The organism is Chryseobacterium sp. 2P (assembly GCF_059579425.1).
Genome location: NZ_CM184194.1, coordinates 3,550,838 through 3,563,277, shown reverse-complemented (window position 1 = coordinate 3,563,277; position 12,440 = coordinate 3,550,838). Strand labels below are relative to the sequence as shown.

At 34.7% G+C, this 12,440-nt stretch carries 8 protein-coding genes; 7 read left to right on the top strand and 1 reads right to left on the bottom strand.

What is annotated here, in order from left to right; genetic code table 11:
* Nucleotides 1-113: 113 nt before the first annotated feature.
* The 7 genes from AC52CF_RS16180 (at nt 114) to AC52CF_RS16150 (ending at nt 10,851) form a co-directional block, all read left to right on the top strand.
* Nucleotides 114-506, top strand: coding sequence for a hypothetical protein (locus AC52CF_RS16180; RefSeq protein ID WP_214588702.1), 393 nt, complete (start codon nt 114-116; stop codon nt 504-506).
* A 147-nt stretch (nt 507-653) separates the two neighbouring features.
* Nucleotides 654-1,739 carry an efflux RND transporter periplasmic adaptor subunit gene (locus AC52CF_RS16175; RefSeq protein ID WP_214588703.1) on the top strand — a complete coding sequence of 362 codons (1,086 nt, stop codon included), beginning with the start codon at nt 654-656 and terminating at the stop codon, nt 1,737-1,739.
* A gap of 24 nt (nt 1,740-1,763) precedes the next feature.
* Complete coding sequence (locus AC52CF_RS16170; protein ID WP_214588704.1) at nt 1,764-4,958, top strand: efflux RND transporter permease subunit; 3,195 nt, start codon at nt 1,764-1,766, stop codon at nt 4,956-4,958.
* The gene (locus tag AC52CF_RS16165; protein ID WP_214588705.1) at nt 4,945-6,390 is read left to right on the top strand and encodes a TolC family protein; all 1,446 of its coding nucleotides are present in this window, start codon (nt 4,945-4,947) and stop codon (nt 6,388-6,390) included. Before AC52CF_RS16170 ends, AC52CF_RS16165 begins: the two co-directional genes overlap by 14 nt.
* Nucleotides 6,391-7,002: 612 nt before the next feature.
* Complete coding sequence (locus AC52CF_RS16160; protein ID WP_214588706.1) at nt 7,003-8,721, top strand: helix-turn-helix domain-containing protein; 1,719 nt, start codon at nt 7,003-7,005, stop codon at nt 8,719-8,721.
* 199 nt (nt 8,722-8,920) lie between these two features.
* Nucleotides 8,921-10,147 (top strand): hypothetical protein, encoded by a 1,227-nt coding sequence (locus AC52CF_RS16155; protein ID WP_214588707.1) that lies wholly within the window; start codon nt 8,921-8,923, stop codon nt 10,145-10,147.
* 158 nt (nt 10,148-10,305) lie between these two features.
* The gene (locus tag AC52CF_RS16150; protein WP_496517386.1) at nt 10,306-10,851 is read left to right on the top strand and encodes a hypothetical protein; all 546 of its coding nucleotides are present in this window, start codon (nt 10,306-10,308) and stop codon (nt 10,849-10,851) included.
* A gap of 417 nt (nt 10,852-11,268) precedes the next feature.
* Here the strand turns inward: AC52CF_RS16150 and AC52CF_RS16145 are convergent, their stop codons facing one another.
* Entirely contained in the window at nt 11,269-12,303 is a 1,035-nt protein-coding gene (locus AC52CF_RS16145; protein ID WP_214588709.1) for an RNA ligase family protein, read from the bottom strand.
* Nucleotides 12,304-12,440 lie beyond the last annotated feature (137 nt).

Sequence of the window (12,440 nt, the reverse complement as noted above, 5' to 3'; positions counted from 1 at the left end):
TAAGCTGTTTCAGCGAATTTAAAGGAGTGTTAAATATTGTTAATATAAACAATTTCTCACTCCAATGTCTTGAAACATAACAGAACTAAAGTCTACATTTGTGCCTTGAAATTATGAGAAACTATATCGTTTATTTTTTGACAACTCTTTTTCTGCTGTTTGTAGTAGAAAGCAAGATCAATGTCAAAACTCTGCGAAACGATTATACAAGTCATACCTCTCAGAATTTACCCAAAAAAGCAAACCGTTTAAATCAGACCTACGAAAAGCTTTCTATTCAGCAGAATCCGGATGATATAGGCAATGCATATTCACTGGAGCTTACAGAAGATGATTTTCAGTTGTCCGATACCTTTCAGACAATGGTTGTTTTCGCCAGCATCTTCACGCTGATCTATATTTTTGGTTTAAAAAGTTTTAAAAAATTAAAATCAGCTGTTCATGGCTGTCTATCAGAATACTCTTCTGTTAAAAAATTCATTCTGATTCGTTCTATCAGAATTTAAAATCCCCTTTTCCCACTTATTTCCTGTCGGTTTGCTATCCGTCGGGAAATCCGACGTTATAATTTCCGGCAATAAATTATACCGTTAATTTTTCCAATTGCCATTTTCATATTTAAAACATTAACGATTTACATAAACTCTAGAATTATGATTAAAAGAGTTGTCGCAGGCATTGCGCTAAGCAGTATTTTATTGTTCACAGGTTGTAACAAGAAAAAAGAAGAAAAAGAAGAAGCCGCAGTTTATCCGGTAACCTCACCCATTGTGATGGACACCGTGATCGACAAAGAATACGTGGCGCAGATCAGATCTGTAAAGAACATTGAAGTTCGTGCACAGGAAAAAGGTTTCCTTGAGAAAATCTTTGTGGATGAAGGACAGTTTGTTCATCAGGGACAGACCTTATTCAGAATTATGCCGAAATTATATCAGGCAGAACTACTGAAAGCTCAGGCAGAAGTTGCTCAGGCTACGATTGAGCTGAAAAATGCAAGTACATTAGCCAGCAACAATATCGTTTCCAAAAACGAAAGAGCGATGGCTAAAGCAAAGCTGGATGCAGCCAATGCAGAAGCTAAATTGGCACAGATACACTTGTCATTTACAGACATTAAAGCTCCTTTTTCGGGAATTATCGACAGAATTCCTTTGAAACTGGGAAGTCTGGTAGATGAAGGAGATTTATTAACCTCTCTTTCCGATAACAATGATATTTATACCTATTTCAACGTTTCGGAGCCGGAATATCTTAACTATCAGAGAAATGTAGCTTCAAGAGGAAGTAATATGGTGGATCTGGTAATGGCAAACGGAGATATTTTTACACAGAAAGGACAGGTTCAGACCATTGAAGGAGAATTTGACAGTGAAACAGGAAACATCGCCTTCAGAGCAAAATTCCCGAATCCGGATAAACTTCTGAGAAACGGAGAAACCGGAAAGGTAAGAATGACTTTACCATTGAAAAATGCTTTGATCATTCCTCAGAAAGCCACTTACGAAATTCAGGATCAGAAATATGTATTCGTAGTGGATAAGAACGGAGTGGCAAAGTCCAAAAATATTAAAATCGCTTATGAACTGCCTGATGTGTATGTAGTAGCTTCAGGACTTTCAACAGGAGATAAAATCTTATTGGAAGGTGTTCAGAAAGTAAAAGACGATCAAAAAGTTCAGACAAAAGTTCAGGATCCGAAAAAAGTTCTTCAGTCATTAAAATTAAAAGCAGAGTAATACGCTCTAATGAAGTAAGTAATTATGTTTAAGAAATTTATTCGCAGACCTGTTCTGTCTATCGTAATCTCTTTGATTATCGTATTTATGGGAGTTTTATCCCTTTTGAAATTACCGGTTACCCAGTTCCCGTCCATTTCTCCGCCCAAAGTAAATATTACAGCGGATTATCCGGGAGCGAACAACGAATTGCTCATCAAATCTGTTGTTATTCCTCTGGAAAGAGGTCTGAACGGGGTTCCGGGGATGAAATATATGACTTCCGATGCCGGAAACGACGGGGAAGCTTCTATTCAGGTGGTATTCGATCTGGGAACCGATCCGAACGTAGCAGCGGTAAACGTACAGAACCGTGTTTCTTCGGTAGTAAATAAACTTCCGCCTTTGGTAGTGCGTGAAGGGGTGAAAATTACCCGTGAAGAACCGAACATGTTGATGTACATTAACCTGTACAGTGACGATCCTAAAGCAGACCAGAAATTCCTTTTCAACTATGCAGATATCAATGTAATGTCTGAATTGAAAAGGGTAAGCGGAGTTGGTTTTGCAGATATCCTCGGAACCAGAGAATATGCAATGCGTATCTGGCTGAAACCCGACAGATTAACAGCATACAGTATTTCTGCAGATGAAGTGATGGAGTCTCTGAATAAGCAGAGTTTAGAAGCTTCTCCGGGAAAAACAGGGGAAAGTTCAGGGAAAAGATCCCAGTCTTTTGAATATATCTTAAAATATCCCGGACGTTTTAATAATGAAAAGGATTATGGAAACATCATCCTTAAAGCAAAACCGGATGGAGAGTTTATTAGACTGAAAGATGTTGCAGATATCGAATTCGGTTCTTCCATGTATGATATTTATTCTACATTGAATGGTAAACCTTCAGCAGCGATTACAGTAAAACAATCATATGGTTCCAATGCAAGTGACGTTATCAAGAACGTAAAATCTTTGATGGAAGAACTGCAGAAAACCACTTTCCCGAAAGGAATGCATTACGACATTAGTTATGACGTATCAAAATTCCTTGATGCTTCTATTGAAAAAGTAGTTCATACGCTTTTTGAAGCCTTTATTTTGGTGGCAATCGTTGTATTCTTATTCCTGGGAGACTGGCGTTCCACCTTAATTCCTGCTTTGGCGGTTCCCGTATCTTTGGTGGGTACTTTTGCGGTAATGTCCGCCTTCGGAATTACCTTAAACATGATCTCGCTATTTGCGCTTGTAATGGCGATCGGGGTTGTAGTGGATGATGCGATTGTAGTAATTGAAGCGGTTCACGCCAAGATGGAGGAGAAGCATTTATCTCCGCTAAAAGCAACTGAAGAAGCAATGCATGAGATCAGCGGAGCGATTATCGCAATTACTCTGGTAATGGCATCCGTATTTATTCCGATAGCGTTCATGTCTGGCCCGGTTGGGGTTTTCTACCGTCAGTTTTCCATTACTATGGCTTCTGCAATCATCCTTTCAGGGGTTGTAGCTTTAACATTAACGCCGGCTTTATGTGCTTTAATTTTAAAAAATAACCACGGAAAAGCTAAAAGAAGAACTCCCATTACTATTTTCCTTGATAAATTCAACGGATTATTTACAAAAGGAGCGAACAAATATGAAGGAATGCTAAACAAAACAGTGAAGAAAAAAACAATTACTTTACCTTTACTATTAGCCTTCTGTGCATGTACATTCTTTTTAAGCAATTCATTGCCTTCAGGATTTATTCCTGCGGAAGATCAAGGGATGATTTATGCGATTATTCAGACTCCTCCCGGTTCTACGCTGGAAAGAACCAACCAGATTGCCAGAGAATTATTGAAAGAATCTGAAGATATCGACGGAGTACAGTCTGTTTCTTCATTGGCAGGTTACGAAATCCTTACCGAAGGTACAGGTTCCAACTCCGGTACTTGTCTTATTAACCTTAAAAGCTGGGAAGACCGTAAAGAATCTGCGGCGGAAATTATAGAAAAGCTTGAGGAAAAAGCGAAAAATATTCCGGGTGCGAATATAGAATTCTTCCAGCCGCCTTCCATTCCGGGATACGGTGCAGCAGGTGGTTTCGAACTTCGTCTGCTCGATAAAGCAGGAAGCGGAGATTATCAAAAAATGGAGAAGGTAAGCAACGACTTCGTAAGGGAACTGAAAAAACGTCCTGAACTGGGTTCTGCGTTTACATTCTATTCCGCGAGTTTCCCTCAGTATATGTTGAGAGTGGATAATGATCTTGCCGAACAAAAAGGAGTGACGATTGAAAATGCAATGGATAATTTATCCACATTAATCGGTTCCAACTATGAAACCAGTTTCATCCGTTTCGACAGACCTTATAAAGTAATTGTTCAGGCGGGACCTCAATATCGTGCCTTACCTAGCGATATTTTGAAATTGTACGTAAAGAATGATAAAGATCAGATGGTTCCGTATTCAGATTTTATGCATCTGGAAAAAGTATATGGTCTTTCTGAGATTACCAGACATAATATGTACAATTCTGCCGAGGTGAGTGGTACTCCTGCTCCGGGTTACAGTTCTGGACAGGCAATTGCAGCCATTCAGGAAGTTGCGGATAAAACACTTCCGAGAGGTTTTGGAATCGATTGGGCGGGGATCTCTAAAGATGAGGTAAGCCGTGGAAACGAAGCAATTTTCATCTTCCTTGTGTGTTTAGGATTCGTATATCTTATTCTTTCCGCACAGTATGAAAGTTTCATTCTTCCGTTACCGGTAATTTTATCTTTACCGACGGGTATTTTCGGAGCTTTCTTATGTCTGAAATTATTAGGACTGGAAAACAATATTTACGCTCAGGTTGCCATGGTCATGCTGATTGGTCTTTTGGGTAAAAATGCCGTACTGATTGTGGAATTTGCCGTTCAGAAAAAAGCAGAAGAAGGAATTCCTGTAGCGCAGGCTGCGATTGAAGGAGCTGCAATTCGTTTCCGTCCGATTTTGATGACCTCATTTGCATTCATCGCAGGTCTGATTCCGTTAGTGGTGGCAACAGGACCCGGAGCAATCGGTAACCGAACCATTGGTACTGCGGCAGCGGGTGGAATGCTGATCGGAACTATTTTCGGATTGATGATTATACCGGGATTGTACTACATTTTTGGAACAATTGCCGATAAATCGAGACTGGCAAGATATGAAGAGGAAAATCCTTTGACAGAACAAACAGAACCGTACCAACACGACGACAAACATGAAGATTTATAATAAAAGATATATAGCAGCCATCGCCTTATCGCTTGTTTTAGCAGGCTGTAAGGCGCCAATGGCGACCGTGGTAAAAGATGAGGTAAAAGAAAATATTCCTCAGAATTTTAATCAGCAGGATCAGGGTGATGCCAATAATAACAGCGGAACAACACCTTGGAGACAGTTTTTTACAGATCCCAACTTAGTAGTTTTAATAGAAACTGCCTTAAAAAATAATCAGGAGCTCATGATTACTTTGCAGGAGATTGAGATTGCAAAAAGTGGTGTTTTAGCTAAAAAAGGACGATTAACCCCTACGGTTTCTGCAGGAGTAGGAGCAGGTGTGAAAAAAGCAGGACGCTACACCAGCGAAGGAGCAGGTGATGCCACCACAGAAATAGAACCCGGAAAAGAAATGCCGGATCCGCTTGGAAATTTTGAGGGCGGACTGATGGCAAACTGGGAAGTGGATATCTGGAAAAAACTGAGAACGGAGAAAGAATCTGCTGTTGCCCATTATCTTTCTACTGTAGAAGGTAAAAACTTCGTTCTTTCCAACTTAATAGAGGAAGTTGCCAATAATTATTATGAATTATTAGCGCTGGATAACCAGCTGGATATTATTCAGCAGTATACAAAATTGCAGCAGAGAGCTCTGGAAATATCAAAAATTCAGAAAGAAGCTGCAGCAGCAACTGAACTTGCCGTAAAAAAATTCGAAGCCGAGCTGGCAAAGTCTAAAGCTTCGGAATTCACCATCCGTCAGGAAATCACGGAGAAAGAAAACGAAATCAATGCGCTTTGCGGACGTTTTCCGCAGCCAATTGTAAGATCAAAAGGAGACTTCATGGCGATGATTCCTCAGACGGTTTATACGGGGATTCCGTCCCAGTTACTGGCGAATCGTCCCGATATCAAACAGGCTGAACTGGAATTAAAATCTTCAAAACTGGATGTGGAAGCGGCAAGAAAAGAGTTTTATCCGTCTCTGGAAATCTCTGCAACATTAGGACTGGAAGCTTTTAAACCTTCTTATCTCGTTAAATTGCCGGAATCTATGGCTGCAAGCTTAGTGGGTGAACTGGCAGGACCTCTTATTAATAAAAGTGCTATTAAAGCCAACTTTCAGACGGCAGATGCAAGACAGATTCAGGCTTTGTATGAGTATGATAAAACCATCCTGAATGCTTATCTGGATGTTGCCAATTTAATGTCTAAAGTAAAAAATATCGATCAGTATTACAAACTGAAGTCTGAAGAAACACAGGCTTTGGAAAAATCAATAGATATAGCCAATCAGCTATTTAAAAATTCAAGAGCAGATTATCTGGAAGTTCTTCTGAACCAAAGAGACGCTCTGGATGCCAAAATGGAACTGGTGGAAGCTAAACAAAAACAGCTGAGTACAGTTGTTGATATTTACAAGAGCTTAGGCGGAGGCTGGAAGTGATTTGTAAATCCTTAATGTTTTAAAAAGAAAAGAGGCTGCCCGTAAGGAACAGTCTCTTTTCGATTAAAACTGAAAACTCTAATAAAAAGGTTCATATTTCAGAACCTCCTTCCCAATTTACCTGTAGGACACAGGACTAATTTATTTTTTCACGGTTATTGTACTTTTCAAAAAAAAATGGTTATTAGTTTTCAAAAAAATTAAATTTTAAAAAAACCAGCCTTCCAAAAAAGTAATTTCTCCTGTTAAGGAAGGTGGTAAGATTTATGAATAGAATCATGTTTATTAGCTTTTCAAAATTTATCTTTGTGCTTTTTTAGTGCTTCCTTTCTATTCAATAAATTTATAAACGGCTTAACTAATTTTATTTTTCTTTGATTTCCTGGTTCGAAATTATAACCTTATGGTGAAATAAAAAAACAAATGTGGTCATTATTCATAAATTAAGACAATACCATTGCTGTCTTTTTATTTATTAATTGTCTGATTTTCAATTTGTAAATTTGTAAAGTAGAAATAATACTATACCCTGTTTTAATTCATTAATCTTTGATAAAAAATGATCTATTTTGTGTACTTTTGAGGACTTAACACACAGGATTATTTAACAGGGTGAAAAAAAAATTATTTTTTATTCTTTTTTTCGGGTTTTTTAGTTTAGTATTATCTCAGGAAAGTTACAGCGATTATTATAAGCTTAGGCTGAAATATGAAGACTTTCCCGAAAATGATACAAAAGCATTTCCGTTTATTAAGCCGTATATTGATATGGCAAAAAAGGAGAAGAATTACCAAAAGCTGGTTCAGGGCTATAAAGATGCCGTTTATTTTTCTTCCTTAAACGAGAATAAACTGAAATATGCGGACAGCATGATCTGGGCCGCCGATAAAACGAATGATGATGATCTTAAAATTGTCTCCCATATTGATAAAGGCGTTATTTATTATTATCATTATAAAAAATTTCAACTCGCTCTAAACGAATATCTGGAAGCATACAAATATTCAAAAAGTACTAAAAATGAATATCTGAAGTATCAGAATCTTTATCATATCGGGGTTGTAAAAAGTTATCTCGGCTACTATGAAGATGCTTCACAGCTTTTTACAAAATGTCTGGTTTATTACAGGGAGAAAGCGAAAGAAATAACAAAACTTCATCCCAATGAAATTTACAATAATAATAATAAGGGATATTTCAACAGCCTTCATCAGCTTATTATCTGTTATCGGAATCTCGGGAAAGACCGAGAAGCTGATGAAGCAATACAGACTGGTCTTTCTAAAGTAGGGGATAATCCGGAATATGCTTTAGAGAAAGGTTATTTTATTTTAGCTAAAGGAATTTCAGAATATAAAAAAAATCAATTTCAGGAAGCATTAAAAGATTTTAATCAATCACTGCCCGTTATTAAAGAAAGCCGCGATTTTGCAAGACTTTCGGTAAGCTATTTCTATATCGGAAAAAGTTTTTCAGGGCTTAAAAAGACCAGACAATCTATTGTTTATTTTAAAAAAATTGATTCTATTTTTCAGAAGCATCAGTTTATTCTTCCGGAGCTGAGAGAAAATTACGAACTCCTGATCGATTATTCCAAAAAAGAGAAAAATCAGGAACTTCAGTTATATTATACAAGTCAGTTACTTCGTGCAGACAGCATCATGTCCAAAGATTTCATTTATCTGTCCCCGAAAATTCATAAAGATTATGACACCAATACCTTACTGGAAGAAAAAAATAAACTTCAGAAAATAAATTATCTCGGAACTGTTATTATTATCGTTTTGATTATCTGGGGAATCGGTTTGGTTATTCTGCTTACCAGAAGGCATAAAAAATCTAATGAAATTCAGAAAAAATATATTATGGTGGAAAAGAAATTTATGGCAAGCCATAAGAAAGAAGAGGCGGATGAAATAAAAGAAATTGTTCCACAGATTGAAGAAAAAAAGCTGACGATTACAGAGAACAAAGTTGAAGAACTTCTGAAAAAGCTTAAAACATTTGAAGATAAAAAAGGTTTTACACAAAAAGGCTTAACCATTGGCAAATTAGCCGCCCAACTGGGTACTAATTCAAACTACCTCTCACAGGTGATTAACGAATATAAAAAGGCAAATTTCAATAAATATTTAAGCGAACTCAGAATCAATTACATTACCAATCTGCTTTTTGAAGATAAAAAATATCTGAAGTACAGCATAGAAACTCTCGCAAAAGAATGCGGAATAGCTTCCAGACAGAATTTTTCTGATCTTTTCTACGAAATCAACGGAATTCGTCCGACGGATTTTATTAAGAAAAGAAGAGAGGAATTAACAGGAAAATAATAAAAACATTGATAAACAATAGATTATAAAATTTATTTGTTTGGATGTAAAGATTAGAAATAGGATAATTTAGGATTCATTTACTTATATATCTATTATAAATACTGTACTAGGTTTTGTACTTTTGATTATTAATTAACAATACTAAGAATCTTGTCATGCATTAAGATAAACTCGTATTAATAAATTTTGAATAATTATGAACTCAATAAAAATAAAACACAATCTTTACGATATTATTTTCTTACTATTTATAGGAATTATATACATATTTTCAATAGCTAAAGATCCTGCACTTGGTGATAGTCTGGCTTTTACATTACAAGGATATAAGGGGTTCGATTTTTCTTCGAATGCAACTAATCATCTGCTGTTTTCCAATCTATTATCCTTGCTTCATAAAATATTTCCTTTTATAAAAATACATTTTCTGTTTGTTTCAGTAAGTATCCTATCAGCAATATTGTCTTTATTATATCTGAGAAAATTATTAATAATATTAGAAGTTTCTTCCAAATCTTCTTTCATATGTATAATGATTTTAGGACTTTCATTTACATTTTGGAGGCAGGCAATCATAACAGAAGTTTATACATTTTATTTACTGTTTGTAATTTTATTTCTCATCAATTTATTTAAATTTAATCAGAGAAAAGAAATTAAATATTTTTATTATTTGTCTGTTTTATTAGGTATCCTTTTTTTGATACATATTCAGACGATTCTTTTTTTATTTCTTTATTTTTATTTCATTTTTAGAAATTTCTCTATCTTAAAAAAACATATTATTTATGGAGGGTTAATACCGATTCTTTTATTTTCAGTTTTATTAATTCCGGTATTTATGGGGTATCAGACTTTTATAGCTATTTTTACAGATAATTCCTATGAAAGTTCTCTTTTTAATTTTGATCCATCAATTATTTTTAAAAGTATTATAAGAAATATCGTCTTTTTTATATACAATTTTCTGTTTTTTTCTGTATTTTTATTCTGGGGCTTAAAAAATAAAACCTATGGTGATTATATACTTGTAGGCATTATTCCCTTTTTAATTTTTTGTATAAAACACAATGTATCCGATTCATATGTTTTTCAATTGGTTCCTTATATTTTTTTATTGATAATTATTGGAAGAGGATTGGATCATTTTCCTAAGATCTATATAATTTTACCATTATTTTTACCTTTAATTTATTTTGCTTCTTACAAAGTAATTCAAAAAACATCCTTAGGAAAGAATTTTGAAAAAGAAAAATATTATAAAGGAGGTATTAGATACATGATGTTTCCGCCATTAAAAGGAAACCCTGATTGGGATTACTTTATTCAAAAATATAAGGAAGATTCTCTTTATAATAATCCTGATATACAATATTTGCATCCTGCCATTAAAAAATGGGATAAAATCAGAAATAAAAATTAGTCTTATCCTGAACGCGAATCAGTTGAGGTATTTTAGATCCTATCCACTTTATTACATCAATCCAAAATCATCAATTCAAAAAAATTAAAACTAAAAAATAACACGTCGAGTTTTGTCGCATTACTGCAATAGCTTTGTCTTATCAAAATTACGAAGCTATGGAACTGCCATTATATTTAAGTTTTAACGAATTTGAAAATACCTATTACGACAACCTTGAAAAATGGTTTGAGGAATATCAGAATACAAGTGAAACCGACTATCTGAAAAAACTTTCGGATCTCTACAGTCCTTTTTTGTACTACAACTTTGTCAACGACAGAATTCAGGCGGATGCTTCCCTACAGATTAAAGACTGCTTTTTTCCTTATTACGACAAAATAGGGATTTCTTTCTGCACCACCTGTGAAAACGGAAAACCTGCCAGAAATTCAAAGAAAATCAATCATCAGTTCGAATGGAAAACCGTTACGATGATGGAATATGCACAGCATATTTTAGATAAAATCAACAGATACTTGTCTAAAAATAGTAATAAAGAAGATAAAAATAAAAGCGTGCTGGATTTTATCAACGATTTTGAAATCATCACTTCGCGTGAAGGAGCGGGATATTGTGTGAATTACAACCAGCATCAGGCGACAATTCCTTTTCTGAAAGCTTATCTTCCGGTTCAAGGACAAACGGTAAATATTGCGATATAAAGAGATTTTCTGTTTTCCGTTGTTCAGATCGCAGAATTCATAGATCAGAAATTAAAAGAAGTGCAGGCTTTTGAAAGCATGATCTATTCTAAACTGAAATCAGAAGCGAAATTTAAAGTGCAGATGAGCCATCAGTTTTTAACGATGTGCAATTAACCAAAACACCAAAACATTCATATAGCTAAATTGTAGTTTGAAATTAGTTAGTACTTTTTCAAACAGAAAATCCCGGTTGAAAAACTGGGATTTTTTTATCGTTGATGGTTGTTATTTATTCATATTCATGATATTGCCTCAATCGATTATCAAAATTTTCTTATATTTTTCGAGTGCAGAACTAATAATTTCAGGTCTTAAATTTTAACCACTGAAAATCAAAAATTCGGGCAAACTTTAATAAGCGTTAAACTCTAATTTCTAAAAACTGTTGTTGGTAGAAGCTATTATTTTATTTATTTCAGAGCTGACTCTTTCTATAATCCACTCTTGTTCGCTAGAAGATAAATCATTCCAGATATTATTATTTTCGTTAAAATCTGCTATTACATCTTCCAGAAATTCCGTTTTGATCTCAGAAACCCGAAGTGGATTATTCATATCTAATGTTCCTATTTTAGAGATGGCACTATTTAACCTGTTCTGTGTAATATAATTTCTCAATTCTTCTAGAATAAAAGACAAATCTTCTGTTTTAGAAGAAACATCTGGAATGAATGACCATTTTTGAGCTTCATGAAATTTATCCTCTTCATCAAATTCAGGATTTTTTAATTTAACGATTGGTCTTGATAATAAAGTGTTATCTGTTTGATTATAAGGTTTTATAACTACCCCTTCGATTAAATTATCTTGCAGATCCGGAAGGTTAAATTCTTTTGGAATAGTTGAGTTGATTCTGATATTGAAATTCATTGCTTCATTGAATTTTCCAATCAATAAGGGTCTTGCATGAAATATTTTAAATTGATTAAAATAAGCGAGTGAACTTTCATAATCCAGATAATATTTAGAATCTGAACCATTGTTCTCAATAGCAATATCAAAAGCGCAAAACTCAATGTCCGGTGTATAGTATACTCCAGTCTGAATTGCCTGTAAGTCATTTACAGCACTTACTTCAGGATGAGGATATTTGCCGCCAAAAAGCTCTCCGTAAATAATGTATTTCTCTCCCTCTATTTCGTGGCTTAAATGTTCAAAAAGACGCAAAATATTATCTTCTAATTTGTTTACAACCAACTGGAAGCCGAAAAAATCATCTGTCCAATTGAGATATTCTTTTCTTTTCGCAAATTTTAGACTACCATTGTCATACACAAAGCTAAAGTTTGCACCATGTACTTTTTCCGTTACAACCCATTTTAATTTTTCCATTTGGGAAAAATCATGTTCATTCAGTCCCAGCTTTTTTAAACTATTAGGCATTTTTTCATACCCTGAAAACTCACTCATTATTTCCTGATTCTGCGTTTTAAATTTCTTTTAATATCCAAATTTACGCACTGCGTAAAATGCAATATACATATTATTAAGTTTATTTCAATGTTTAAGCCAATTTCAAAGGTAACCATGGAAGTCATAAAAGAAAG